The 26618-nt window shown below is 63.8% G+C and carries 25 protein-coding genes; 21 read left to right on the top strand and 4 right to left on the bottom strand.

The genetic code is table 11. The annotated features are described in order from the left end of the window. Positions 1-164: 164 nt before the first annotated feature. The 11 genes from LD110_RS18230 to LD110_RS18180 all read left to right on the top strand — a co-directional run bounded on the left by LD110_RS18230 (position 165) and on the right by LD110_RS18180 (position 11602). Positions 165-980 (top strand): hydroxypyruvate isomerase family protein, encoded by an 816-nt coding sequence (locus LD110_RS18230; RefSeq protein ID WP_225500820.1) that lies wholly within the window; start codon positions 165-167, stop codon positions 978-980. 29 nt (positions 981-1009) lie between these two features. Further along, on the top strand, positions 1010-1888 hold the full coding sequence (locus LD110_RS18225) for a 2-hydroxy-3-oxopropionate reductase (protein WP_225500818.1): 879 nt from the start codon (positions 1010-1012) through the stop codon (positions 1886-1888). A gap of 128 nt (positions 1889-2016) precedes the next feature. After that, a complete protein-coding gene (gcl, locus tag LD110_RS18220; protein ID WP_225500816.1) occupies positions 2017-3795 on the top strand; it encodes a glyoxylate carboligase in 1779 nt (592 codons plus the stop codon). 24 nt (positions 3796-3819) lie between these two features. Continuing rightward, positions 3820-5019 (top strand): glycerate kinase, encoded by a 1200-nt coding sequence (locus tag LD110_RS18215; RefSeq protein WP_225500814.1) that lies wholly within the window; start codon positions 3820-3822, stop codon positions 5017-5019. Further along, a complete protein-coding gene (allB, locus tag LD110_RS18210; protein WP_225500813.1) occupies positions 5012-6355 on the top strand; it encodes an allantoinase AllB in 1344 nt (447 codons plus the stop codon). Before LD110_RS18215 ends, allB begins: the two co-directional genes overlap by 8 nt. Positions 6356-6366: 11 nt before the next feature. Beyond that, a complete protein-coding gene (locus LD110_RS18205) occupies positions 6367-7056 on the top strand; it encodes a winged helix-turn-helix domain-containing protein (protein WP_225500811.1) in 690 nt (229 codons plus the stop codon). A gap of 68 nt (positions 7057-7124) precedes the next feature. Then, the gene (gene bcp / locus LD110_RS18200; RefSeq protein ID WP_225500809.1) at positions 7125-7592 is read left to right on the top strand and encodes a thioredoxin-dependent thiol peroxidase; all 468 of its coding nucleotides are present in this window, start codon (positions 7125-7127) and stop codon (positions 7590-7592) included. Between the two features lie 144 nt (positions 7593-7736). After that, a complete protein-coding gene (locus LD110_RS18195; protein ID WP_225500807.1) occupies positions 7737-8858 on the top strand; it encodes a PP2C family protein-serine/threonine phosphatase in 1122 nt (373 codons plus the stop codon). Between the two features lie 30 nt (positions 8859-8888). Next, a complete protein-coding gene (locus LD110_RS18190; RefSeq protein WP_225500805.1) occupies positions 8889-10856 on the top strand; it encodes a glycosyltransferase family 2 protein in 1968 nt (655 codons plus the stop codon). After that, positions 10846-11178, top strand: a complete 333-nt coding sequence (locus tag LD110_RS18185; protein WP_225500803.1) for an STAS domain-containing protein — start codon at positions 10846-10848, stop codon at positions 11176-11178. The genes LD110_RS18190 and LD110_RS18185 overlap by 11 nt, the downstream gene beginning before the upstream one ends. Beyond that, a complete protein-coding gene (locus tag LD110_RS18180; RefSeq protein ID WP_225500800.1) occupies positions 11171-11602 on the top strand; it encodes an ATP-binding protein in 432 nt (143 codons plus the stop codon). The genes LD110_RS18185 and LD110_RS18180 overlap by 8 nt, the downstream gene beginning before the upstream one ends. Before the next feature lie 13 nt (positions 11603-11615). Here the strand turns inward: LD110_RS18180 and opgC are convergent, their stop codons facing one another. After that, positions 11616-14057: an OpgC domain-containing protein gene (gene opgC / locus LD110_RS18175; RefSeq protein WP_225500798.1), complete on the bottom strand. Its 2442-nt coding sequence runs from the start codon at positions 14055-14057 to the stop codon at positions 11616-11618. Between the two features lie 286 nt (positions 14058-14343). Between opgC and uraD the strand changes: the two genes are divergently transcribed. From uraD to purM, 6 genes are all read left to right on the top strand, one after another. Further along, complete coding sequence (gene uraD, locus LD110_RS18170; protein ID WP_225500796.1) at positions 14344-14841, top strand: 2-oxo-4-hydroxy-4-carboxy-5-ureidoimidazoline decarboxylase; 498 nt, start codon at positions 14344-14346, stop codon at positions 14839-14841. Further along, on the top strand, positions 14838-15179 hold the full coding sequence (uraH, locus tag LD110_RS18165) for a hydroxyisourate hydrolase (protein WP_225500794.1): 342 nt from the start codon (positions 14838-14840) through the stop codon (positions 15177-15179). Before uraD ends, uraH begins: the two co-directional genes overlap by 4 nt. Before the next feature lie 131 nt (positions 15180-15310). Further along, complete coding sequence (locus tag LD110_RS18160) at positions 15311-16039, top strand: metalloregulator ArsR/SmtB family transcription factor (RefSeq protein ID WP_225500792.1); 729 nt, start codon at positions 15311-15313, stop codon at positions 16037-16039. A 30-nt stretch (positions 16040-16069) separates the two neighbouring features. Continuing rightward, the gene (locus LD110_RS18155) at positions 16070-16414 is read left to right on the top strand and encodes a hypothetical protein (RefSeq protein ID WP_225500790.1); all 345 of its coding nucleotides are present in this window, start codon (positions 16070-16072) and stop codon (positions 16412-16414) included. 53 nt (positions 16415-16467) lie between these two features. Next, positions 16468-18075 (top strand): amidophosphoribosyltransferase, encoded by a 1608-nt coding sequence (gene purF, locus LD110_RS18150; protein WP_225500788.1) that lies wholly within the window; start codon positions 16468-16470, stop codon positions 18073-18075. Continuing rightward, a complete protein-coding gene (purM, locus tag LD110_RS18145) occupies positions 18072-19214 on the top strand; it encodes a phosphoribosylformylglycinamidine cyclo-ligase (RefSeq protein ID WP_225500786.1) in 1143 nt (380 codons plus the stop codon). The genes purF and purM overlap by 4 nt, the downstream gene beginning before the upstream one ends. Before the next feature lie 76 nt (positions 19215-19290). Here purM and LD110_RS18140 read toward each other — a convergent pair whose 3' ends face one another. After that, the gene (locus tag LD110_RS18140; protein WP_225500783.1) at positions 19291-20076 is read right to left on the bottom strand and encodes a VOC family protein; all 786 of its coding nucleotides are present in this window, start codon (positions 20074-20076) and stop codon (positions 19291-19293) included. Between the two features lie 163 nt (positions 20077-20239). After that, on the bottom strand, positions 20240-20473 hold the full coding sequence (locus LD110_RS18135; protein ID WP_225500781.1) for a DUF3073 domain-containing protein: 234 nt from the start codon (positions 20471-20473) through the stop codon (positions 20240-20242). A gap of 230 nt (positions 20474-20703) precedes the next feature. On the opposite strand from LD110_RS18135, the gene LD110_RS23945 reads away from it, so the two are divergent. Further along, on the top strand, positions 20704-21513 hold the full coding sequence (locus tag LD110_RS23945; RefSeq protein ID WP_225500779.1) for a septum formation family protein: 810 nt from the start codon (positions 20704-20706) through the stop codon (positions 21511-21513). Positions 21514-21515: 2 nt separating this feature from the next. Here LD110_RS23945 and clpB read toward each other — a convergent pair whose 3' ends face one another. Beyond that, positions 21516-24164 carry an ATP-dependent chaperone ClpB gene (gene clpB / locus LD110_RS18125; RefSeq protein WP_225500778.1) on the bottom strand — a complete coding sequence of 883 codons (2649 nt, stop codon included), beginning with the start codon at positions 24162-24164 and terminating at the stop codon, positions 21516-21518. 588 nt (positions 24165-24752) lie between these two features. On the opposite strand from clpB, the gene LD110_RS18120 reads away from it, so the two are divergent. The 3 genes from LD110_RS18120 (at position 24753) to LD110_RS18110 (ending at position 26616) form a co-directional block, all read left to right on the top strand. After that, positions 24753-25379 carry a CalY family protein gene (locus LD110_RS18120; RefSeq protein ID WP_225500776.1) on the top strand — a complete coding sequence of 209 codons (627 nt, stop codon included), beginning with the start codon at positions 24753-24755 and terminating at the stop codon, positions 25377-25379. 82 nt (positions 25380-25461) lie between these two features. Then, entirely contained in the window at positions 25462-26112 is a 651-nt protein-coding gene (locus LD110_RS18115) for a signal peptidase I (protein WP_225500774.1), read from the top strand. 45 nt (positions 26113-26157) lie between these two features. Continuing rightward, the gene (locus tag LD110_RS18110; protein WP_225500772.1) at positions 26158-26616 is read left to right on the top strand and encodes a hypothetical protein; all 459 of its coding nucleotides are present in this window, start codon (positions 26158-26160) and stop codon (positions 26614-26616) included. The last annotated feature ends 2 nt before the right edge of the window (positions 26617-26618 follow it).

The following is a 26618-nucleotide window of genomic DNA, read 5'->3' as shown; positions in this document are numbered from 1 at the left end:
TCCCAATCACAGCACCCCTTGACTCCCTTCCCCACTCTTCCTTACACTTTTCATAAAGCAGAATCTAAATTCCACAAAGCGGAAACAGCTCAGAATCCGCGACTCGCCAGACAGCGAGGCCCACAGGAAGATAGATCCAAAGCCCCTCTTCGGAAGGACCCACGATGACGTACACAGTGAATTGCTCCATCCTGCTGACGGAGCTTCCCCTGCTCGAGCGCCCGGCGGCTGCCAAGGCTGCCGGCTTTGACGCCGTCGAATTCTGGTGGCCCTTCGACACCTCGGTTCCCACGGACAAAGAAACCACGCAGTTCGAAACCGCCATCACCGACGCTGGCGTACAGCTCACGGGCCTGAACTTCAACGCCGGCAACATGCCCGGCGGCGACCGCGGCCTGGTCTCCTGGCCCGCCCGCTCCTCCGAATTCCTGGACAACATCGACGTCGTCGCAGGCATCGGCGAGCGCCTGGGCTGCAAGGCCTTCAACGCCCTGTACGGCAACCGCGTTGACGGCGAGTCCGCCGAGAAGCAGGACGAAATCGGAGCCGAGAACCTTGCGGCAGCGGCCGCAGGCGTCGCCAGCATCGGCGGCACGGTCCTCCTTGAACCGGTTAGCGGAGCCCTCAAGTACCCGCTCCTCAAGGCCCAGGACGCCCTCGACATCATCGCCAAGGTAAGGCACGAAGCCGGAACAGAGAACATCAAGCTCCTCGCCGACTTCTACCACCTGGCAGTCAACGGCGATGACGTGGAATCCGTCATCGAGAACCACGCCAAGGACTTTGGCCACATCCAGATCGCCGACAACCCCGGCCGCGGCGCACCCGGCACCGGCACCCTCCCGCTCGGCGAGTGGATCGCCCGCAGCCGCGAACTCGGCTACGAAGGCTACATCGGCCTCGAGTACAAGGAACCCCAAGAGACCGCCTTCGCTTGGGCTATTCGCGAACCGGCCATCCGCGAGCGCGCGGCCCGCTAGAACGCCGAACTTAGAGAAAGAGAACCACAATGACCAACGTTGCAGTCATCGGACTCGGCATCATGGGCCTGCCCATGGCCATCAACCTCGTCAAGGCTGGCCACACCGTCACCGGCTACAACCGCAGCCAGGAGAAGATCGACAAGCTCGTCGCCGAGGGCGGCAAGGGCGCCAGCAGCATCGCTGACGCCGTCAGGGACGCCGACGTCGTCATCACCATGGTGCCGGACTCCCCCGACGTTGAGGGCGTAGTCACCGGTGAAGAAGGCGTCTTCGCCAACGCGAAGCAAGGCGCCCTGTGGATCGACGCCAGCAGCATCCGCCCCGACGTCGCCGTCCGCCTTGCGGAAGAAGCAAGAAAAGTCGGCATCCGCCCGCTTGACGCCCCGGTCTCCGGTGGCGAGCAGGGCGCCATCGACGCCGTCCTCTCCATCATGGTCGGTGGCGAAGCAGCCGATTTCGAGGCCGCTCAGGACGTCCTCAACGCCGTCGGCAAGACCATCGTCCACGTCGGCCCCTCCGGCTCCGGCCAGACTGTCAAGGCTGCCAACCAGCTGATCGTCGCCGTCAACATCGAGGTCCTGGGCGAGGCCATCGCCTTCCTTGAGGCCTACGGCGTTGACACCGATGCAGCCCTCAAGGTCCTGGGCGGCGGCCTGGCCGGCTCCAAGGTCCTGGACCAGAAGGGCCAGAAGATGCTGGACCGCAACTTCGACCCCGGCTTCCGCCTCGCCTTGCACCACAAGGACCTGGGCATCGTCACCTCCGCCGCCCGCGAAGCCAACGTCGCTATCCCGCTCGGCGCCGTCGTGGCCCAACTGGTCGCCGCCACCGTCAACCAAGGCGACGGCGGGCTGGACCACTCCGGCCTCTTCAAGCAGGTCCTCCAGCTCAGCGGCAAGAAGTAGAGCACCCCGGCGGTAGCCGGACAACAAGCAAACGGGACAACCGCCGTCGTACTTATACGACGGCGGCTCCCTCACCACACCCAATTCCGGCCCTGAGCGGGCCAAACAAGACTTACTAGGAGCACCCAATGCCCAAGATGCGCACCGTTGACGCGGCCATCCTGATCCTGGAAAAGGAGGGCGCCACGGAGGCGTTCGGCCTGCCAGGCGCCGCGATCAACCCCTTCTACTCCGCCATGAAGGCCCACGGCGGCATCCGCCACACGCTGGCCCGCCACGTTGAAGGCGCCTCCCACATGGCCGACGGCTACAGCCGGGCCGCCGACGGCAACATCGGCATCTGCATCGGCACCTCCGGCCCTGCCGGCACTGACATGATCACTGGTCTGTACGCCTCTTGGGCCGACTCCATCCCGATGCTCTGCATCACCGGCCAGGCCCCCGTTTCCAAGCTGCACAAGGAAGACTTCCAGGCTGTGGACATCGAGTCCATCGCCAAGCCGGTCACCAAGTTCGCCATGACCATCCTGGAGCCGGGCCAGGTGCCCGGTGCGTTCCAGAAGGCCTTCCAGGTGATGCGTTCGGGCCGCCCCGGACCGGTGCTGCTGGACCTGCCGATCGACGTGCAGATGGCCGAGATCGAGTTCGATATCGAAGCCTACGAGCCGTTGCCTGTGGAGAAGCCCAAGGCGTCGCGCAAGCAGCTGGAGAAGGCCCTGGACATGCTGACGGCGGCCGAGCGCCCGATGATCGTGGCCGGTGGCGGCATCATCAACGCCGGCGCCTCGGAGCAGTTGGTTGAGCTGGCCGAACTGCTAAACATCCCCGTGGTTCCCACCCTCATGGGCTGGGGCGCCATCCCGGACGATCACGCACTGATGGCAGGTATGGTCGGCCTCCAGACGAGCCACCGGTACGGCAACGAGAACTTCCTGCGCAGCGACTTTGTGATCGGCATCGGCAACCGCTGGGCCAACCGCCACACCGGCGGACTGGAAACCTACACGGCAGGCCGCAAGTTCGTGCACATCGACATCGAGCCCACGCAGATCGGCCGCGTGTTCTCCCCTGACCTGGGCATCGCTTCCGACGCCGGTGCAGCCCTGGATGGCCTGCTGGAGATCGCCCGCGAGCGCCAGGCAGCCAAGACCCTGCCGGATTACACGGAATGGGCCACAGAGTGCACCAACCGCAAGGCCACCCTGCACCGCAAGACCCACTTCGACAACGTGCCGATCAAGCCGCAGCGCGTGTACGAAGAGATGAACAAGGCGTTCGGCAAGGACACCACTTATGTGACCACCATCGGCCTGTCCCAGATCGCCGGTGCCCAGTTGCTGCACGTGTTCGGTGCCCGGAAGTGGATCAACGCCGGCCAGGCAGGCCCGCTGGGTTGGACCGCTCCTGCCGCCTTGGGCGTTGTGCGCGGCAAGCCGGGTGAGAACGTGGTTGCCCTGTCCGGCGACTACGACTTCCAGTTCATGATCGAGGAACTGGCCGTGGGTGCGCAGTTCAACCTCCCGTACATCCACGTGGTGGTGAACAACTCCTACCTGGGCCTGATCCGTCAGGCGCAGCGCGGCTTCAGCATGGACTACCACGTGTCCCTGGGCTTCGACAACATCAACTCCCCGGAAACCATGGGCTACGGCGTGGACCACATCAAGGTGGTTGAGGGCCTGGGCTGCAAGGCCATCCGCGTGGAGAACCCCCAGGACATGCCCGCTGCCTTCGACAAGGCCAAGGCTCTGCGCGACGAATTCAAGGTGCCGGTGGTGGTGGAAGTGATCCTAGAGAAGGTCACCAACATCTCAATGGGCCTGGAAATCAACGCCGTGAACGAGTTCGAGGCGCTGGCTGAGTCCGCAGAGGACGCCCCCACCGCCATCCTCGCCCTGCAGAAGTAACGCCCGAGCAAAGGAGTCACCGGAATGCGCGTGGTCATCGCCCCGGATAAATTCAAGGGTTCGCTGTCCGCCCCTGACGTCGCCGCTCACCTGAGTGCTGGCCTGCGCCGGGCCGCGGAACAAGCGGAACGGGACATCGAGACGACGCTCATTCCGGTGGCCGACGGCGGCGAAGGTACCCTCGACGCCGCCGTCGCCGCCGGCTTCACCCGCCGCACTGCCACGGTGACCGGTCCGCTGGGCCAGCTCGTCAAAGCAGACTTCGCCGTCCGCGGCACCGAGGCGGTCATCGAAATGGCGACGGCGTCCGGCCTGGCTTTGCTGCCAACCGGCCCCAACCGTGAAACCGCCAAGACGGCCACCAGCCAGGGCACGGGCGAACTCATCCGCACCGCCTTGGACCTCGGCTGCCGCCGCATCACCTTGGGTGTCGGCGGCAGCGCCAACAACGACGGCGGCGCCGGCCTCCTGCGCGGCCTTGGCGTTCGCTTCCTCGACTCCAACAGCAACGAACTGCCGCCGGGTGGCGCCGCACTGGCCCGCTTGGAGACCATCGACACAGCCGACTTGGACCTCCGATTGGAGGACACCACCGTGATCCTGGCGTCCGACGTCGATAATCCCCTTCTTGGTCCGAGTGGCGCCCCAGCGGTGTTCGGCCCGCAAAAGGGCGCGACGCCGGACGATGTCACCGAACTCGACGCCGCGTTGACCCGTTTCGTGGAAGTCCTCACCGCAGAGGTCGGCCAGAAGGCAACACGCGCCGCGAAGGCGCCGGGCGCCGGTGCAGCCGGGGGCGTGGGCTATGCGGCCCTCGCGATGCTGAACGCGGAACGCAAGCCGGGTATCGACGTCGTTCTTGAATTCACCGACCTGGAGCAAAGAACCGAGGGTGCGGACCTGGTGATTACCGGCGAAGGCAGCCTGGATGAGCAAAGCCTGCTCGGCAAGACACCCATGGGAGTCGCTCGGGCGGCCGCCCGGGCGGGAATCCCGGTGATCGCAGTGTGCGGCCGCACCACCCTGGACATGCAACAGATCGAAGAGTCCGGCTTTCAGCGGGTGTATCCGCTGACCGAGCTGGAGAGCAATGTAGAGATATGTATGGCTGAAGCTGGACGCCTGCTTGAAGAATTAGGTCAGCACATCGGCGTGCGCCTGATCGAAGAACACGCAGCGTCCGGCACGGCCAGTGCCCAAAAGAAGGAGCCCCTCAATGCCTGAGCAGACTTTCGACCTTGTTATCCGCGGTCAGCGGATCCTCACCACCGCCGGCCTTGCCCCGCGCGAAGTGGGTGTGCGCGGCGGCGTCATTGTGGCCATGGAGCCCCTTGGCAACGGCTTGCAGGGCACCGAGATCATCGAACTCGCCGACGACGAGACGCTCATCCCCGGCTTGGTGGACACGCACGTCCACATCAACGAACCCGGCCGCACGGAATGGGAGGGCTTCGCCTCTGCCACCCGCGCCGCGGCCGCGGGCGGCGTCACCACCGTCATCGACATGCCGCTGAACTCCATCCCGCCCACCACCACGGTGGAGAACCTCAAGCTCAAGCGCAGCGTGGCCCAGGACCAGGCCTTCATCGACGTCGGATTCTGGGGCGGCGCCATCCCCGGCAACACCGCGGACCTGCGCCCCCTGCATGACGAAGGCGTTTTCGGTTTCAAATGCTTCCTCCTGCACTCCGGCGTGGACGAGTTCCCGCACTTGGACGCGGAGGAAATGGAGAAGGACATGGCCGAACTGCGGTCCTTCGACTCCCTCATGATCGTCCACGCAGAGGACTCCCGGGCCATCGACCACGCACCCCACCCCGGCGGCGACCACTACTCCACGTTCCTGGCGTCGCGCCCGCGCGGCGCGGAGAACAAGGCCATCGCCGAGGTCATCGAGCGCGCCCGCTGGACCGGCGCCCGTGCGCACATCCTCCACTTGTCGTCGTCGGACGCCCTGCCGATGATCGCCACAGCCAAGCGCGACGGCGTCCGCCTCACCGTGGAGACGTGCCCGCACTACCTGACGCTGATGGCCGAGGAAATCCCCAACGGTGCCACGGCATACAAGTGCTGCCCGCCCATCCGCGAAGCCTCCAACCGCGAACTCCTGTGGAAGGGCCTGCAGGACGGCACCATCGACTGCATCGTTTCCGACCACTCCCCCAGCACGCTGGACCTGAAGGACCTGGAGAACGGCGACTTCGCCGTGGCTTGGGGCGGTGTTTCCTCCCTGCAGCTTGGCCTGTCCCTGATCTGGACCGAGGCCCGGCACCGCGGCATCACCCTGGAACAAGTGGTCAGCTGGATGGCCCAAAAGCCCGCCGAGCTCGCCCGCCTGCACACCAAGGGCCAGCTGGCACTGGGCTACGACGCCGACTTCTCCATCTTCGCCCCGGACGAGGCGTTCGTTGTGGACGTCAAGAAGCTAAAGCACAAGAACCCCATCACGCCTTACGACGGTAAAGCATTGTCCGGTGTGGTCCGCAAGACCTTCCTGCGGGGCTCGGTGGTGGACGGCCAGACTCCCGGCGGCAAGCTCATCCGCCGCGGCGGCGTTTAGGACGGACGGCTATGGCCGTCAACGCACATTTCCCTAGGCGTGCCGCTCGCGCCCAGGCGTGCGGCCTGGCTGTCTGGGTCCAGCCGGCCGAAGGCCAGGAGATCGATGCCGAAACCATGGCCCGGGCTGCGGAACTGGTCCTGCGCCGGGCGCAACTGCTCGCACCCGGGGCGCAGGCCAGCATTTGGCCTGCCTCTGGGACCCAGACTTCCGGCGTCGGCGATGCCCCACGCGGCGGCACTCCGCTGGGCAGCGCCTCCAGCGGCGGCACTCCGCTGCAGGCCGCCGACGCCGGAAACCCACCTGCCGCCGTCGGAACGCCCGACGGCGGCACCCCACCTGAGGCTCCAGCCGCGCCTGCGTCATTGGCGAGCCGGCGGAGCCAGGTGGCAGTCGACCTCGCGGCCGACGTCGTCCTTCTCGACGGGGAACCGGTGCCCTTTACGGCGATGGAATACAAGCTCCTGCGCTACCTTGTGGAGAACTGTTCCCGGGCGATCAGCCGGGAGGAACTCCAACGTCTCATTGAGTCACTCGACTGTCCCGGTGCGGCATTCCGGTCCATCGACGTGTATGTTGGCCGGGTGCGTCGGAAGCTGGGCCCTGCCCGGCACGCCGTGGCTACAGTGCGCGGCGGCGGGTACCAATTTGTACCCGGACCGAACGCCTCGGTCCGGGGGCCGGCGGAATACTCCATCTAATTCCGCTGTTGCCCACGGATAGACCAGTTGCCGGAAAACCCGGCAGCCTGAACTGAAGGATCATCAACATGACCCAGAAACTCCTCGCCGGAACGCAGGCCCCGGAATTCTCCCTGCCCGACGCTGAAGGCAAGCAGGTTTCCCTGGCCGATTACCGCGGGCGCAACGTTATTGTCTACTTCTACCCGGAAGCCTCCACACCCGGGTGCACCACGGAGGCCTGCGACTTCCGTGACAGCCTGGCTAGCCTGCAATCCGCCGGTTACGAGGTGCTGGGCATCTCGCCCGACGGGCCGGAGAAGATCTCCCGCTTTGTTGACGAATTCTCGCTGACGTTCCCGTTGCTGTCCGACGTGGACCATAGCGTGGCGCTGAAGTACGGCGCCTGGGGCGAAAAGATCATCAATGGTGAGATCACCGAGGGCCTTGTGCGTTCCACCGTTGTACTGGACGAGCAGGGCAAGGTCAGGCTGACCCAGTACCAAGTCCAGGCCCAGGGCCACGTCGCCAAATTGCGCGCGGAACTGGGGCTTTAATCTCCGGTTTAGCTAAAGGATCCAACTGCCGCCCGGCGTCTCATGACGCCGGGCGGCAGTCTTTTGGTCAACTACTCACGACATAAGAGTCAAATCTTTATGAATGATGTGACAAACGCTCAATTTCCCTAGTTAATTAGGGATATGTCTTCCAGCTTGGAAATGCGCCGCGCGGTGGTCATTGAGGATGATCCCGATATCCGCGGACTTTTGGTGCGGATCCTCGCTAAGCAAGGCTTTGAGGTATCTGAAGCAGGGCGGGGGTATGACGGCATCGAACTAGTGCGTTCGACGGGTGCCGCATTGGTGACGCTCGACCTAAACCTTCCGGATATCGACGGGCTGGAAGTCTGCAAACTCCTGCGAGAATTTTCCGACGCCTTCATCATCATGCTCACTGCCCGGGTTGAGGAAATCGACCGGCTGACCGGGTTGGACTCCGGCGCGGACGACTACATCAACAAACCATTTAGCCCTAGGGAAATTCAGGCACGAATCAACGCTCTTTTCCGTCGGGCAGCAGCGCCGCTGGCAAGTACGGGTGGACTGCAGTTGGCCGCCCAGGACGATCTGGCCCGCGCCGCGGAGGTGCAGCAGAGCCTGTTGCCGCAGGAATCAGTGAACCTGGACGACTACGAGGTTGCGGGCCGGTTCCGCCCTTCCCGCAGTGTGGGTGGCGATTTCTATGACTGGTACCCCACTCGCGACGGCCTTCACCTGACGTTCGCCGACGCCATGGGCAAGGGCATGGGCGCAGCGCTCATCGCCGCCACTGTCCGAGCCGTCATGCGATCCGAGGCTGGCCGCGCAGACATCGACACCGCTTTTGAGGCGGCCAGCCGCTCCATCGAAGCGGACCTTGGCCAATCCGGTTCCTTCGTCACGCTGTTCCACGCCCGCCTCGACGCCGTCACGGGCAAGGTCAGTTACGTCGACGCCGGACATGGCCTCGCCCTGCACCTTCCGGCCAACGGCGACGTTCGGCGGCTGCGCTCCGCCGGTCCGCCCGTTGGCGCTTGGGTTGGCCGCTGGCCATCCGCTGAACTGCTGCTCGCCCCCGGCGATTCACTGGTGGTGGTCAGTGATGGTGTGCTGGACGCCTTCGGAAACGTCGAGGAATTCACCTCGCGAGTCGAGGCGGCAGTCCGGTCCCAGACTTCGGCGGAGGAAGCGTGCGAGGCGATCCTGCGCCTGGCTCCGGCCGACATGGCCGAAGACGATGTGACCGCGGTGGTAGTCCGTAGAACGGACGCGATCGGAACCTAGGGTCCCAACAGTCTCTGGGAAGGGGGAACCATGACACGTTTTTGGACGCGCCTAGTAGTGCTGCTCACCGTCTTGCTGGGCGTGAACTATGTGGCATGGCGGTGGCTGGCTTCCCTGAACTGGGAGGCGTGGTGGATCGCGGTACCCCTTGTAGCAGCAGAGACCTACAGCCTCATCGATGTGATGTTGTTCGGGCTCACCATCTGGAACCTAAAAATCCGCCAGCCCCCACCCGCCGCTCCCCCGGAGACCACGGTGGACGTTTTCATCACCACCTACAACGAGCCGCTGGACCTCGTGATGACCACGGCGCTGGCCGCGCAAAAGATCCGGTGGAGCCACACCACTTGGATCCTCGACGACGGCGCACGGGACGAACTCAAAAGGCTCTGCGAACAACACGGTCTTGGTTACGTGACCCGCAGCGCGGACTGGAAGGACCGGCCCCGCCATGCCAAAGCCGGAAACCTCAACAACGCCCTGATGGTCACCGAGGGCGAGTTCCTCCTCATCCTGGATGCGGACCAGATCCCGGAACCGGACATTCTCGAAAAGACGCTTGGCTATTTCAACAACCCCAAAGTCGCCCTGGTCCAGACGCCGCAATACTTCAGCAATGTGCCGCCGTCGGACCCCCTGGGCAGCCAGGCGCCTCTCTTTTACGGGCCAATCCAACAGGGCAAGGATGGCTGGAATGCCGCGTTCTTCTGCGGCTCCAACGCCATCCTGCGCCGCGAGGCGCTGATGCAACTGGGCCTGGTTGGCTATGTCAAGGAAACGGAGAAAAGCGTCAGGCGCGCCCTGAGCGCCTCCCGGCAGGCCATCCACAAAGCCCGAAGCTCCGTTGATGCCGACTCGCCACTGGTTGCAGCGATGCTGGACGAGGTGGAGTCGGCCACTGAAGAAGCCCAACTGCGTGTGGATGCCGGCGGGCCGCTGAGTGAAATCACCTACACAGTCCGCCGGAAAGTGGACAAGGCCGTGCAGACCCTGGTTCAGGCGGATTTCTCGGCGGTGCAGTCGGACCTGGAAGAAATCGCGGCAATGGAATTGGCGCATGTGGGTGATTCCGGCGTTCCCACCGTGGCCAGTGAGGCGGTGGAGCGAATGTCCGGCCGCGACTGGTCCCCGCTGGGTGCTTTGGAATCCGTGCAGGCTGTCCTGGACGCCATCTCCATTGAGCGCGACGACGAAGCCCAGCCTGTAATGCCGCTGGCCACGATTTCCGTCACGGAGGACATGGCCACGGCAATGCGGCTCCATGGTCTTGGCTGGCAGAGCGTCTACCACCACGAGATCCTGGCCTACGGACTGGCGCCCGAGGACCTGAAGACAATGCTTACGCAGCGGCTCCGCTGGGCGCAGGGCACCATTCAGGTACTGCTCCGCGAAAACCCGCTGGTCCAGAAGGGGCTGTCCCTGCCGCAGCGGCTCATGTACTTCGCCACGATGTGGTCCTACCTCAGCGGCTTCGCGGCGGTCGTCTATTTCGCCGCGCCGATCATTTACTTGATGCTGGGAATCCTGCCGGTTTCCAGCCTGAGCGCCGATTTCTTCGTCCGTTTCATCCCGTTTATGGTGGTCAACCAGATTCTCTTCCTGGTGGCCGCGCAGGGCGCGCCCACCTGGCGCGGGCAGCAGTACAGCCTGGCGCTGTTTCCCACCTGGATCAAGGCGTGTACGACGGCGGCCCGCAACGTCTGGTTCGGCCGTCCCCTGGGGTTCGCCGTCACCCCAAAGGCCCGGCAGAGCGGTGGCCCCAGTTGGAGCCTCATCCGGCCACAGATCATTGTGTCCGTGCTGCTGGTCATCGCCTTGGTGACCGGTATGGCGCGTCTTGTGGCAGGACTGAATGAGCCGATCGGTACGCTCGTGAATGTGGCGTGGGTGGCTTACGACCTGGTGGTCATGAGCATCCTTGTGACGGCCGTGAAGTACAAGGGCTTTGTCCCCCAAGATTCTGATAGCTCCGGAGAGAGGAACGAGAATGCAGTTTAGTTACGAACTAAAGGACTCCTACGCCGAGGTTAAGAGTTCCGGCCGGCTGAACATGGTTGCCGCACCCAAGCTCCGGGAACTCGTCTCCGAGGTGGTGGCCGGCGGCAACAGCAGGATCGTCGTCAATCTGGAAGAGACGGTCTTTATGGATTCATCCGGCCTTGGCGCACTGATCGGCTGCCTGAAGGCTGCACGCCAGGCCGGCGGGGACCTGCGAATCTCCGGCGTGCAGCCACAAGTGAAGATGGTCTTGGAACTGACCAACATGGACCGGGTCCTGGCCGCCTACGACTCACCAGAAGTGGCCTTCAGCAATGACTGAAATCCTCGCTGAGCGCAGCTTCCGCGGCCTGGCCACCCCCGAGGCGATCGAGTCGGTGCACAACCATCTGGACGCCATCTGGGCCGATGCCGCGTTTGTTCCGGATACGGACCAGATGATCTTCACTACAGCGGTGATCGAAACAGCGGCAAACGTGGTGCAGCACGGCCGTCCGATCGGTGACGAACCGGTGGAACTTGGCGTCGAGCTCACGGTCAGCGCCACTCGCCTGCAGGCCAAAGTCAGCGCCTTCCACGCGATTGAGCCGATCGTCCCCTACGACGACGCCGAACTCCCGGACGAGGACTCCGAATCCGGTCGTGGGCTCGCCCTGATCAAAGCCTTGGTCACCACGCTAATTTTTGAGCGCCAGGACGAAACCAACACGTGGATCCTGTCCAAGGATTCCAGGCCGGAATCCTGACCCCGCGAACGGCCTAGGTGGGAATGATCCGGAAGAGGAACCTGGTCCGGACCATAACCCATAGGAGGGCGACGATCACGGCATAGATGGCTGTGTTCAGCAGGACGTTGCCCTCCTGCAGCAGCGGGATGTTTGAGATCACCGCAATCAGTGCTACGTGCACGATGAAGACGTAGAGCGTGGCCTGGCCCAGCGGAATCAGCAGCCAGCCGAAGGCCCGCCGCAACGGTTTCCAGTACGCCGTGAGCAGTACGTATGCCGTCACCAGGAGTGTGATGACATTCAGCAGGCGGCCCACTGACAAGTAGGTGCGACCAAAGAAGTGGTCGTACATGGCCCTGTAGCTGGCATCCGGGATAAAGGCCAACCGCACATCGAAGTCATTGGCGACGTAGGGGTTGGCCCAGGACAGGATGGCAAAACATGCCGTCACCGCTGCGCAACAGGCCACCACCCAGCGATGTGCCTGTAGCCAGGACACCAACTGCCTGCGATGGAAGCCCGCCACAAGGCCAACGATAAACAGCAGTTGCCAGACGAGCAGCGGGAATGAGTCCTCGAATTGCGAGGGCAGTACCCGGAAGCGGAAAACCGTCCCCAACACGTACAGCACCAGGGAAACGGCAAGTACCCACAGCACCCGTCCCTTGGTCAGCATCCACAGGACCAGGGGACTGACCAACAGCATCACGACATACAGGCCCATGACGTTGAACTGCCACGGCCCTACCTGGAGGAGCAGCACTGCCGGTACAACGGACGGCGACACGGGGAACTGGAACAGGGACTGTATCCCGCCGTAGAGATCGTACGTGCGCCCTTGTGCCCCCCTGCCTGCGCCGCCAGTCCCTTGATCGGTGAATGTCGTCAGCACATCGGCGTGGACTGAGGGAATCTTGCTGATGAGGAAAACGACCGCCACCACCACCAGCGCAGTGACGTACAGCTTCCACGCGCGCTTGGTCGTTTTGTCCACCACGTCGCCCAGGTTGTCCAGGGATTTGGGCCCATACACCATTCCGAGCACCAACCCGGACAGCGTCACAAACAGCTCGGCCCCGGACACAAAGCCGATGGCCTCCTCCGTGAAGAGTTGGAACAGCGAGGTGATGCCCACGTGGTTCACCACCACAAACACAATGGCTATGCCGCGGAGCATGTCCACCCGCGCATCCCTGGCGGACGGATCCAGGTAGGCCCAGTCCCGTGCCGCGGGTAGCCATGACGGGAGGAACCACAAAAGCAGTGCCATAAGCAGGACCGCACCGGCCGCGATCCAGGCGGCTGGACCGGTCAGGGTCGTCCCGGGACTGTAGCCTCCCCATCCGGTGGACTTCTCCGTCACGGGCCCGGTCACCAGCGTGGAAGCGCGGACGGCCTGGGCCGCTCCCGCTGCGATGTCGGTGCGGCCGGTGAGCCGCCAGTCGATGGTGACGTCGCCGGCGTCGCGCACGTTGGTTTTCTCATCCCACACTATGGCGCCGATCGCCGGAAACTTCGCGGAAGCGCCGGCGTCGAGCGCCTGCTGCCACCAGGCAAGCTTGATGTCCCGCTCCGCAGCGCCGCCCGCTGAAGGGCTGAAGTAGGCGGCGGTTTCTACGAGGAGAGGCTTGTTCCGGCTGGCTGCGTAGGACTCGTAGAAGGTCGTCAGCATGGATTCCAGTTCACCGGGGGCGGGCATTGTGTTGACGGCGGCACCGCCTCCTGTGTCGTCGTGGTCGGCGGAGATGCCAACCCAGTCCACCACGTCATCGCCGGGATAGTAGGGCGAGAAAGGGTCATCGGCTCCGTTCAGGACGCCGTCGTGGTTGGTGTCCAGCGAGCCGAGGCTCTTGGCGCTGGCGGCGGGGTCTTCGGCAAAGGGATAGCCCCTGCCTTGGAAGGGCTGCCACACCATTGCCGCATTGGACTTGACCTTGAACGCTTGGGCGACGGCCCGGTATGCGGACACATAGGTGCCGGGCTGCTGCCCCCACGGTGTCCAGTTGGAATTCATATCCGGGGCAAAACTGATGAGCAGCTTGCCTTTGAATGCCTGGGCGGCCTTCTCCAACTGCCCCACGAACTCGGTGGCAGCCGCGGCGTCCACGCGGTCCAGAGCGATGGTCGGCTTCACCGCAAGAAGGGCGTGGGCCCCCGCGGCGGCACTTTGGGAGAGGTACTCGCGGAGGTAGCCCATCTCCTGCTCTTTGAGGGGAAGGGACACATCATGGCCGAAGAGAGCCGGCTCGGCCTGGAGGCGCTCTGCGAAGCCTGCGGCGTCGTCCTCATCCCATTCAAGGAAGGCCCCGAGGAACGGCTTCCCGGGAGCCGGCTTGGCGTCTGCGTCGGAGGCCGCTGCATCGGCGGCCGACGCCGGGCGTGCAGCGCCCAGCAGCAACAGAAGGACGACGGCGGTCAGCGCCGCGATGACGACGGCGACCCGCACCGGGGCGCCACTTGCTTGTGCCTGCATCGATCTCCTTGGGAGACTCTGTGAAGCAACACCAGGGCCCCACCATGCTGGATACTAACCGAGCTGGACCGCACGCCGCCTGTCAATTTGCCCTCATGACGTGCGGCACGGATACTCTCTTGACACCGAGGGTGGCAATTCGATTCACTATTTACGTATGCTGAAATAACAGTTCCATGATATGGAATTTGCTGGCCAAAAGTGCTGGCGCGGATTCGAGGAAACCTCACCGTATTCCATATAGCCGACACCATGGATGCCAGCATTTCACGAGGAAGACACAAGCATGGAGCTTGCAGTATTCAACAGCGTGGATCGGGCGGACGTCCTTGGCGTACTTCGCCCCTGCCTTGATATCGACCGCTGGGTAGAGTCCATAGCCGACGCTCGACCGTTTGCCGATGTTGCCCAGCTGGTCGAATTCGCGCGGGGCGCGGCCCAGCCATTTACGATTCAAGAGGTTGAGGGCGCCCTGGCCCACCACCCACGCATCGGCGAACGCCCAAGCGGCAAGACCACCGAGGCCGCCATGTCCCGTTCCGAACAGTCCGGCGTCGACCCCGCGGACAACGGCGTCGCTGCCGAACTTGCCGCCGGCAACCGTGCGTACGAAGAAAAGTTCGGCAGGGTTTTCCTGATCCGTGCCGCCGGACGCACCGCCAGGGACATCCTCGCGGCCCTCAACGAACGGCTGACACACTCAGCTGCCCAGGAAGACGCCATCGTGGCTGAACAATTACGGGAAATCGCGGTGCTGCGGCTAGAGGGAGTGATCAGCGAATGAGCGTTTCACAAGTAACCACCCACATCCTGGACACCGGCTCAGGCCGCCCGGCCGCCGGCGTCGCCGTCGAGCTTTTTATGCTCGACGGCGGCAACTGGACGTCCGTGGCGAGCGGAACCACTGACGCGGACGGCCGGATCAAGGACCTCGGGCCGGAGCGGCTCTCGGGTGGCACTTATCGCCTGACTTTCGCCACCGGCGCGTACTATGCGGCGCACAGCACAGAGACGTTCTTTCCGCAGGTGGACCTCAACTTCACAGTCTCCGACGGCGGCGAGCACTATCACGTGCCCCTGCTCCTGAGCCCGTTCGCTTTCTCGACTTACCGAGGCTCCTGAGCCCGTTCGGTTCACGCCGCCACGCCCATCGCTTCCGTGCATCCAGCCATATTCAAGTAGATAATTGAATAGTCAGACCGCGTGGGTTACATTCTCAAGTACTTACTTGAACAAGGGTAGGTGGAGCAGATATGGTGGGCAAGCAGATGGATGGGCGCCACGCAAAAACGGAACTCTTTGACGCTTTTGGAAGCGTGGCCAAGGCACTCAGCAGCGGACGACGGGCCGAAATCGTGGACATCCTGGCCCAGGGTGAACGCCCGGTGGAAGAGATTTCCCGCGAAATCAGCCAGACCGTCGCCAACACGTCCCAGCACCTACAGCTGCTCCTGAGAGCCGGACTCGTATCCACCCGGCGGGATGGCACCCGGATCTACTACTCCCTCAGCGGACCTTCCGTCTACCGGCTCTGGGCCGCGATTCGTTCCGTGGCGCAAGACCACGTGGCACAACTCGATGACCTCGCAGCCTCCTATTTGGGCGATCGCTCCGCGCTTCAGTCAGTGACGCGAAGCGAGCTGCGGCAACGCCTGCAATCCGGTGACGTGACCGTCATTGATGTTCGCCCACAACAGGAATACGCGTCCGGTCACATCCCGGGTGCCATCTCGCTTCCCGTCAAGGAGTTGGACAAGAGGCTGGATCAACTCCCCAACGACCGAACTGTGGTGGCATACTGCCGGGGTCCCTACTGCGTGTACGCCCTGGACGCAGTGCGGACGCTCAGCCGGCATGGCATCGAGGCAGTCCGCCTCGAAGACGGCTATCCCGAGTGGAAAGAGGCCGGCTTGCCGGTGGAAGCCGACAAGCAATTGGAGCCAGGCGAGCCCCGCCCAACCGCGGCCCCGCGGGAGTCTTAGCATCCGGCTCCGGGCAGTAGGCTTGAATCCATGGCTTTAGAGGATCCGAACACCCCCACTCCGAGCGACAGCAGCACCTCCGGCGCCGAACGGCGCGACGTCGTAGTGCGGCGCGCACCGAGGTTCGTGCCATTTATGATCCTCGGCGGCATCATCGGCATCATCCTCGCGGCCTTCGTTGCCTACGGACTGCCGGGAGATCCTTCCTTCGAAAGAAGCGCCGTCTTCGGTTTCTTCACCGTAGGTTTCGCGGCGGCCGGCGTGATCCTCGGTTCCGTGGCAGCCCTCATCCTGGACCGCGTCAGCGTGCGCCGCGCCGAGCGGGCCGTTGTTGAAGAAGTTCCGGATGAGGAACCACACGATTCGGACGACTGAGTCACATAAGCGCCCTGATCAATACCACGTCGACATCATGAGATAATCGATCAGTGTTACGTGGCGACGGACAACTTTCTCATGATCTTCTCCCCGGCGAAAAAGGACCTAAGGATGCCTGTGGCGTCTTCGGTGTCTGGGCTCCGGGTGAAGAAGTAGCAAAACTCACCTACTACGGACTCTACGCGCTGCAGCACCGCGGCCAGGAGTCAGCCGGCATCGCAACCAGCGACGGCAAGCGCATCAATGTCTATAAGGACATGGGCCTGGTGTCCCAGGTCTTCGACGAGGCCACCCTCAACACCCTCACCGGGCACCTGGCCGTTGGACATTGCCGCTACTCCACCACAGGTGCCAGCCACTGGGCGAATGCCCAGCCGACGCTCGGCGCCACCGCCACCGGAACGGTGGCCCTGGCCCACAACGGCAACCTCACCAACACTGCCGAACTCAAGGAAATGATCCTTGCCAGGAACGGCGGCAACCTCAGCGGTGAGATGAAGCAGGGCAACACTTCGGACACCGCCCTGGTCACGGCCCTTCTGGAGGGCGAGCCGGGCAAGTCCCTCGAAGAGACCGCCATGGACCTGCTCCCCAAGATCCGCGGCGGTTTCTGTTTCGTCTTTATGGATGAAGGCACGCTGTACGCGGCCCGGGACACCTACGGCATCCGTCCCCTCTGCCTTGGCCGACTGGAGCGCGGCTGGGTGGTCGCTTCCGAGCAGGCAGGCCTAGCCACCGTGGGTGCCAGCTTCATCCGCGAAATCGAACCCGGCGAATTCATCGCCATCGATGAGAACGGTGTCCGTTCCCAGCGCTTCGCGGACGCCACGCCGGCCGGCTGCGTTTTCGAGTACGTTTACCTCGCCCGTCCGGACGCAGCGATCGCTGGCCGCTCGGTGTACGAGTCCCGCGTGGAAATGGGCCGTCAGCTCGCCCGCGAGAACACCCACGAAGCAGACATCGTCATCCCCGTTCCCGAGTCCGGCACCCCTGCCGCCGTCGGCTATGCCGAAGCCTCCGGGATTCCCTTTGCCCACGGTTTCGTCAAGAACGCCTATGTGGGCCGCACGTTCATCCAGCCCTCGCAGACGCTGCGCCAGCTAGGTATCCGCCTCAAACTGAACGCCTTGGAATCCGTGATCCGCGGCAAGCGGGTTGTGGTGGTGGACGACTCGATTGTCCGCGGCAACACACAGCGGGCCATCGTCCGGATGCTGCGCGAGGCCGGCGCCAAGGCAGTCCACGTCAAGATCTCCTCCCCGCCGGTCCAGTGGCCATGCTTCTACGGCATCGACTTCGCTTCCCGCGCGGAGCTGATCGCCAACGGTGCCACCATCGATGAGATCTCACAGGCCATCGGCGCCGATTCCTTGGCCTACATCTCTGAGGACGGCATGATCGCGGCAACCCAACAGCCCCGTGAACGCCTGTGCACTGCCTGCTTCACCGGCAGGTACCCCATTGAACTTCCGAGCGCGGACAAGCTGGGCAAGAACCTGCTGGAACGGACCGATCTTGGCAACTTGCCCGTTCCGCCGGTTTCCGCTGCGGACCAGACAGATCCGGCAGACAAGCCCGGCGCCACTGGCTGCGACCCGGGACCCGATGCCGAGTTCGAAAACCTGCTGACCGACGCCGACAAGAAAGAGTCCGTATGACCTCCGCTACCCCCGAGAACAGCGCCGGAATCACGTACGCGTCGGCCGGCGTCGACGTTGAAGCGGGCGACCGCGCCGTCGAACTCATGAAGGACGCCGTCAAGGCGACGCACAACGCTTCGGTGATTGGCGGCGTCGGGGGTTTTGCGGGGCTGTTCGATGTATCCCAGCTCCTCAGCTACAAGAAGCCGCTGCTGGCCACCTCCACGGACGGCGTAGGTACCAAGGTGGCCATCGCCCAGGCCATGGACATCCACGACACCATTGGTTTCGACCTGGTGGGCATGGTTGTGGACGACATCGTGGTGGTGGGGGCCGAGCCTCTCTACATGACTGACTACATCGCGTGCGGCAAGGTGGTTCCCGAGCGCATCGCGGACATCGTCCGCGGCATCGCGGCAGCATGCTCCGTGGCCGGAACCGCGCTGGTGGGCGGCGAAACCGCGGAACACCCGGGCCTGCTGGGCGAGCACGAATACGACGTCGCAGGTGCCGCGACCGGCGTGGTGGAAGCCGACGCACTGCTCGGCCCGGACCGGGTCCGCGCGGGAGACGTAGTGATCGGCATGGCCTCATCCGGCCTGCATTCCAACGGCTACTCGCTGGTCCGCCGTGTGATCAACCACGCCGGTTGGGCCCTGGACCGCCAGGTCACCGAGCTTGGCCGCACGCTGGGCGAGGAGCTTCTGGAGCCCACCCGCGTGTACGCCGCCGACTGCCTGGACCTTGCGCGCACCTTCCCGGTCACCGCAGGCGCAGCCGTGCACGGCTTCAGCCACGTTACCGGCGGCGGCCTTGCTGCCAACCTGGCACGCGTCCTGCCGCAGGGCCTCGTGGCCACTGTGGACCGTGCCACGTGGGAACTGCCTGCAATCTTCAAGCTGGTGTCCGAGCTGGGCAACGTGCCGCTGGCCGATCTGGAGCGCACGCTCAACCTCGGCGTCGGCATGGTGGCCATCGTCTCTCACGAAGCCGCAGACGCGGCCGTGGCGCGCCTCAACGAGCGCGGACTGCCGTCCTGGATCATGGGCGCCGTTCAGGCCGACTCCGACTCGATCGACAAGACAGGCCCGGACTACGTCCAGGGCGCAAAGGGCGTCGACGGCGGCGCGGTCCGTTTGGTCAACGCCTACGCCTAAGTAGTACCGCCACTAACAGGACAGCCCGGTACCACGCGAAGCATCGCGCGGTACCGGGCTGTTTTGTGTCCGGACCCTAAGCCGTTTCTGCGTGCATCACGCTGAAGGCAGCGCCTGTTGCGTCCGCGAGCACCGCCATGCGTCCAACCCCGGGTACGTCGAAGGCCGGAGCATAGACCCGTCCGCCGAGGTCCTGCGCCTTGGCCACCGTGGTGTCTACGTCGTCGACGTTGAAGTAAGGCATCCAGTACGGCGGCACCCCGGACGTTGGGAGGCGCATCACGCCCGCCACCGCCTGGCCGTCCACCAGGAGCCTGGTGTATTCCTGCAGGTCGCCCGCCGGAGCAGTCTCGGAGCCACAACCGGTGACAGCCTCGTAGAACGCGACGGCCTTGGGCACATCGTTGGTCTGAAGCTCGTTCCACACCAGCGTTCCGGGCTCGTTGACCAGCCCAGCTCCATGGTGGTTACCGGCCTGCCAGAATCCCACCTGGGCTCCAGTAGGGTCCGATGCGGCGAACATCCTGCCGCCCCCGTTGGGGACTTCGTCCGGTGCGAAGACTATGTGGCCCCCGGCGTCCTCAACTTTGTCAGCCGTTTCATCCACGTTGTCCACGGAGATGTAGCTTGCCCAATAAGATGGGATTCCCGCCCCGGCCTGCTCCACAGGTTGCTGCATCAGGCCCGCAACATACTTTCCCTGAAGCTTGGCCATGTAGTACGTCATGCCATTGCCGGCGTCCATTGGGTCCATTTCCCACCCGAAGAGGGCAGAGTAGAACGCATTGGACACCACGATGTCTGTGGTTGAGAGATCCACCCAACAAGGGGTTCCCTGGGTGTAGCTGTCTTTTTCAGGCATTGCCGTCCCTTCGCCTGGGTCCATGGGTACTGTGCCTTACGGCACCAACGTATCGCCCGCGAACCAGACGTGGCTAGGGATAGCAGTGCCGTTGCAGGCACTCCAGAGAGGTGAAATGTACGACTGAGCTACGGCTGGCCCAAGGGGCCCGCCTACGCAGCTGTTAGCCGATGCGTCGGGAGTCTACCTCGTCGTCATCGTCTTCCAGGTCCTGCGCATACTTGTCCTCGTACGCCGAGTAGTCCGGCTCCAGGGGATCTTCAGCGAAGTGGCTCGAGGCACGACCAGACGGTCGCGAGAGCTCGCGCTCCAGCGCCGAGTAGTCAGTGTTCGGGGAGTAGTACTTGATGTCCCGAGCCTGCTTAGTAGCTTTTGCCTTTTGACGGCCGCGCCCCATGGCGTGACCCCCTTTTTGTACTTGGACCGGAGGTGGTCACCTTGGCAGAGGTGAGGCCCCGGAATGATTGGTCAATTTGTCGTATGTCTAGATTACATGCTTTCCCAAACTACTGCGCGCCACTGCACCCCTCCGGAGACGTTTGTCACGCTGAATCAGACGCACCTGCCTTATGGCCTGCAGAAAAACTTGGGTAAAGTCGCAAACAACGGGGCAGATTCCCAGGAGGCGTGAAGGAACACATGGGCCAGGAGAACACTGATCCACGGACCAAGGGAGCGGACGGCAATGGCGCCGAAGCCGCGGTTTCGTCAACCCCTCCACCCCCGGAACCCAACGGCACGCCGGTGGACGTGGCCAGCCACAACCCGGATCCCAACGCCCACAACTGGCTCCATCCTGAAAAGGACTTGAACCTTTGGGACTCGGCTTTCGGCTCGGGCAACATCGGTTCGGACCACGGTGACCCGGATGCCGTGGGCAATCCGGATCCCATGGAAGACCCTTCCGATGAGCCGCTGGCCGATAACACAGGCCGGCAGCGGCTCATCATCGCCGCCATCGTCGTGGCGGTGATGGCTGTCATGGGCGTCACGATTTGGCTTCTAGTGAACATGCTGAGCAGCGGGCCCCAGCAAAGCGCTCCGGAGCCCTCATCCGAGCCTTCCACCAGCGACCAACCCCTCCCCCACGAGGTCAGTGCCCTGGACTTCAAGTTGGGCGACTGTTTTGCTGACTTCGACTCGGAGGCGAACACTGCCATGGCGGTTGCCTGCGATACGGGACATTCAGCCCAACTGGTGTTTGTTTTCCGCTATCCCGCCGAGGACAGATATCCCGGGCGGGACGCGCTCAAGACCAAAGCCCAGGAGGCCTGCAAGGCGGCGAAGCTGACGCCCAAGGTGGGCGCCTACGCTGCCAAATACAAGTTCGTCTACCCAAGCCCCACCAGTTGGGACAAGGGCGACCGCCGCGTGGACTGCTTTGTTGTGGTGGACAACGGAAACTCCATCACGGAGAACCTCATCCAGCAGCCCTGAAGCTATTCCTTCCGCCGGACCGTGAGGCCACCTCCGGACAGGGCCAGCGCGCCCTGCTTCTCCAGCGCTTCGACGGAGAGCTCGTCCACATCGGCAGATGTGTCAACCAGCACGGTGTCGCCGTCGGAGATGTTGCCTGCCAGGATCTCCCTAGCCAAACGATCGCCGATCTCGCGCTGGACCAGCCGCCGCAGCGGGCGGGCGCCGTACGCCGGATCGTAGCCCGTCATGGCCAGCCAAGCCCGGGCCCCATCAGTGACTTCAAGCTGCAGGCGCCGCTCGTGGAGGCGCCGGGACAGGTCCGCCACTTGCAGTTCCACGATCCGGGCGAGCTCCTCCACGCTGAGGGCGTCGAAGAGTACGATCTCGTCCAGCCGGTTCAGGAATTCGGGCTTGAACGAGGCGTTGACCACGTTCATCACAGCCTGCTTCTTGGCCGCGGCATCAAGGTTGGGGTCCACCAGGAACTGGCTGCCGAGATTGGACGTTAGCACCAGGATGGCGTTCCGGAAGTCGACCGTACGGCCCTGCCCGTCGGTGAGGCGGCCGTCGTCGAGCACCTGCAGGAGGATGTCGAAGACCTCAGGGTGCGCCTTTTCAACCTCGTCCAGCAGCACCACCGTGTACGGGCGACGGCGGACGGCTTCGGTGAGCTGACCGCCCTCCTCGTAGCCGACATAACCGGGAGGAGCCCCGACCAGGCGCGCAACGGAGTGCTTTTCGGAGTATTCGGACATGTCGAGCCGCACCATGGCCCGTTCGTCGTCGAACAGGAACTCGGCCAGCGCTTTGGCGAGTTCCGTTTTGCCGACACCCGTGGGACCAAGGAACAGGAAGGAACCGGTGGGGCGGTTGGGATCGCTGATGCCGGCGCGGGCGCGGCGGACGGCGTCGGACACCGCGGCCACGGCCTTGGACTGCCCGATCAGGCGCCTGCCGAGCTCTTCTTCCATGTGTAGGAGCTTTTGCGATTCGCCCTGCAGCATACGTCCTGCCGGGATGCCGGTCCAGGCGGAAATGACCTCGGCGATGTCGTTGGCGGTGACTTCCTCCGCCACCATTGGAGCCTGTTTCTCCGTCTGGGCCGACTCCTCTGCTGCGGCCGCGCTGAGCTCACGCTCCAGTGCGGGAAGTTCCCCGTAGAGGATGCGGGAAGCGGATTCGAGGTCTCCCTCGCGCTGGTATTTGTCCGAGGCCGAGCGGAGTTCGTCGATCTTGGCCTTGAGTTCACCAACGCGGTTGAGGCCAGCCTTTTCGGCCTCCCAGCGGGCGTTGAGCGCGGCCAGCTGCTCCTTCTTGTCAGCCATGTCAGCACGCAACGCAGCCAGGCGTTCAACGGAAGCAGCATCCGTTTCGCCCTGGAGGGCCAGTTCTTCCATCGTCAGCCGGTCCACTGCGCGGCGAAGCTGATCGATTTCCTCCGGTGCCGAGTCGATCTCCATTCGAAGCCTCGACGCGGCCTCATCCACGAGGTCGATAGCCTTGTCCGGCAGTTGGCGTCCGGAAATGTAGCGGTTGGACAGCGTGGCGGCAGCGACCAACGCCGAATCGGCGATGGCCACCTTGTGGTGCGCTTCGTAACGTTCCTTCAAGCCGCGGAGGATGCCAATGGTGTCTTCCACGCTGGGCTCGCCGACGTACACCTGCTGGAAACGGCGCTCCAGCGCAGGGTCTTTCTCGATGTTCTCCCGGTATTCGTCCAGGGTGGTAGCGCCGATGAGGCGTAGTTCCCCGCGGGCCAGCATCGGCTTGAGCATGTTGCCGGCATCCATTGCGCTCTCGCCTGTGGCACCTGCGCCAACCACGGTGTGGAGTTCATCGATGAACGTGACAATCTGGCCTTCGGAGTTCTTGATCTCCTCCAGCACGGCCTTCAGGCGTTCCTCAAACTCGCCGCGATACTTGGCGCCGGCCACCATGGAGGCCAGGTCAAGGGCTATGAGCGTCTTCCCGCGGAGGCTCTCCGGGACGTCGCCGGCCACCATGCGCTGCGCCAAGCCCTCCACGACGGCCGTCTTGCCAACGCCAGGTTCGCCGATGAGCACCGGATTGTTCTTAGTGCGCCGACTCAGGACCTGCACCACGCGCCGGATCTCCGAATCGCGCCCGATCACGGGGTCGAGCTTGCCGGAACGCGCTACGGCAGTGAGGTCTGTGCCAAACTTCTCCAGCGCCTGGAAGGTGTTTTCCGGGTCCGGCGACGTGACCTTGCGGTCGCCGCGGACACCAGGCAGGGCGGCGAGGAGCGCTTCGTGGGAGGCTCCAGCGTCGCGAAGCAACTTGCCTACGCCGTCACTGCCGGCCGAGAGTCCCAGCAGCAGGTGTTCCGTGGAGACAAAGGAGTCTCCCAACTTGTCAGCCTCGTTCTGGGCGGCCTGGATTACCTGAAGGGATTGGCGGGACAGCTGGGCCTGTTGAACCGAACTGCCCGACGACGACGGCATCGCCTTGATCGCCGAGCTCGCCTGGACGCTGACTGAGTCAGGGTCGGCGCCGGTGGCGCGCAGGAGGGCGACAGCCACGCCGTCGCGCTGGTCCATTAGGGCCTTCAGGAGATGAGCCGGTTCCAACTGCGGATTCCCCGCCGTTGATGCATTCATGGCGGCCGCGGAAAGGGCCTCCTGGCTCTTGGTGGTGAATTTGACGTCCAAAGAAGAGCTCCTTTCGGGGGTAAGCCTGTACGACGTGCTGCTATTCAAAGTTGAGTCTACTACGCTCAACTTTGCTCGATAGCTTCCCGTGGTCAATGTTTGCCCACGGCGAAACTTGTGTCCAGACACTTCGGCACACCCCGGCTACAGCCTGATTCAGGCTGAGTCCCAGGAGGCCTTGCTGGATCTCCTGAAGGACCACCCGCATTTTATGACCGGGGAAGGAGCAACAATCCAGATCTATGAATCGCTCGCAATACCGGGAATGTAATTACGCAAACTAGGTACTAAATTTATTTGTGGCCGGGATATATATCCCGGCCACTTCGCCGTTTTGGCAGAGGTGCCTAAAGCACGTAATTACTCGTTCGAATAACGAATGGGAGCCCCAAAAAGCAAATTCAACACGCGTGTACTCAGAAACTTGAGCCGATCTTGAGGCGAGTACTCAGTTTCTTGAGCAACCTTTTCCGTTTACCCATCCAGTTCCTTGATTCTTCCTCGGGATAGTGAGTGCAGCAGCCCGCTGGGGGCTGAAGCAAAGACAAATTGGCCGCGCTGGGAGTGGCCGCATATCAAGGAGCAGTCATGAAGGGTCTCAACCTGAACAGCACCTCTGGCAAGGTTCTGGCTTCCCTGGCCCTGATGGGCACGGCCGCCGCGGTTGCCGGCATGGGAACCTACGGTGCGTTCACCTCCACCACCTCGGCATCCTCCGACGTCACGTCCGGCACCGTGAATATCGCCCTGGGCACCTCCGGCACCGCGAACAACCGGCTCAACGTAGGAGCCACCGGCGTCGTCCCCGGCGACACCATCCAGCGCGCCGTGACCCTGAGCAACACCGGCAACCAGAACCTGGCCTCCGTCACCCTGACCACCGCGGCCACCACCTCCTCCCTGCTGGACACCGACGCCACCAACGGCCTCCAGGTCCAGATCGATGCCTGCTCGGTTCCGTGGACCGAGGCCGGCACCTCCCCCGCCCTCACCTACTCCTGCACCGGTGGCACCAGCAGCACCGTCCTGGCAAGCCGCGCCGTGATCGGCTCCAACCTGGCCCTGGCCAACCTGAACACCGTCACCGCCGGCACCAACGACTACCTGCGCGTGACCCTGACCCTGCCCACCACCGCGGACAACACGTTCCAGGCCAAGAACAGCGTGGTCGGCTTCACCTTCACCGGCACGCAGCGCTCCGCCACCAACCGCTAAACCTCCCTCCATCCCCCCAAGACCCCTCCCGGGCCGCCGCCCAACCGGCGGTCCGGGAGCGGACCACTCGGAAGAGGCCACCATGACCATTGCAGCGCCAGTCGCCGATGTCCCGAAGGACGTCGACGCGCCTGCGGTTGGAAAACCTGCCGAAGGCACCCGTGGGACGCGGGTGTCGACGGGTGCCGGCAGGATTGTCGCCAAGGGACTCCGCTTCGTCGCCCGGAGCATCGCGACGGCGTTGCTGATGGTGGCAGTGGCCTCTTTCATCTTCTTGGCCATCGGTCCCAGGATCTTCGGCTATCAAACGTCCACCATGCTGACCGGCAGCATGTCGCCGCTCATCAACCCCGGCGATGTTGTGGTGACCACTCGCGTCCCTGTGAGCGACCTCAAGGTGGGGGACATCGTCACCTTCAGCATTCCCGTGGAAGACCACCGCGTGGAGACGCACCGCATCATCGAGGTCCAGTCCACCCCTTCCGGTGCTGCTGCGATCCGCACCAAAGGGGACGCCAACAACGGCGCCGACCCGTGGACCGCCACGCTCACTGAACTAACCATCGATCGGCATGCTTTCACCGTCCCGTACCTCGGCACCGCCATCCGGGCGCTGCGTGAACCGATCGTCCGCACCACCCTGATGTACGCCGCCCCGACCCTCCTGGTGGCGATGCTGCTGGTTAACATCTGGAAGCGACCCGGCCGGCGTCCTGCCGAGGGCACTGAATAGACTTTCCCACTGCCGCAGCAAGCCCTGAGAGCGAAAGGAACCTTCGTGTTCAGCGAGCACCGCCGACGCCGGACAGGCCGCGTTGCGGCTGCCGCCGTCGTGCTCGCTGCCGCCTTGGCCGTCGCGCCAGGGCTGGCCGAAGCGGCCTTCGTGGCGACGGCCACCACTAACGTGTCCGGCCAGCGCACCTCAGCGACCACCACGACCATCGCTTCACCCACCAACAACGTAGTGACGCCGGTCTGCCTGCCTGTGGGTTCCAGCGGCAAATACAGCCTCACCTTGACGGTTGTTTCGCATGGCACAGTGCAGGGCGCAACCGGCTACACGCTCAGTGTGTATAACTCCACCGGTAAAGTCGCCACGGTTGACCTGTCCCAAAGCGTCGTCTACACCTCGCCGAATGGCGGCGGAAATGGCTGGAAATACTCCGTCGACGCAATCCAGAAGTTCAGCGCCACCAACACCTGGTCCAGCAACTCACCGCAGGTGGCAGTCTGCTAGCT

Origin of the sequence: Arthrobacter sp. M4, assembly GCF_020251205.1 — a bacterium.
GTDB lineage: Bacteria > Actinomycetota > Actinomycetes > Actinomycetales > Micrococcaceae > Arthrobacter.
This window is presented reverse-complemented; position numbering and strand designations above follow the sequence as displayed.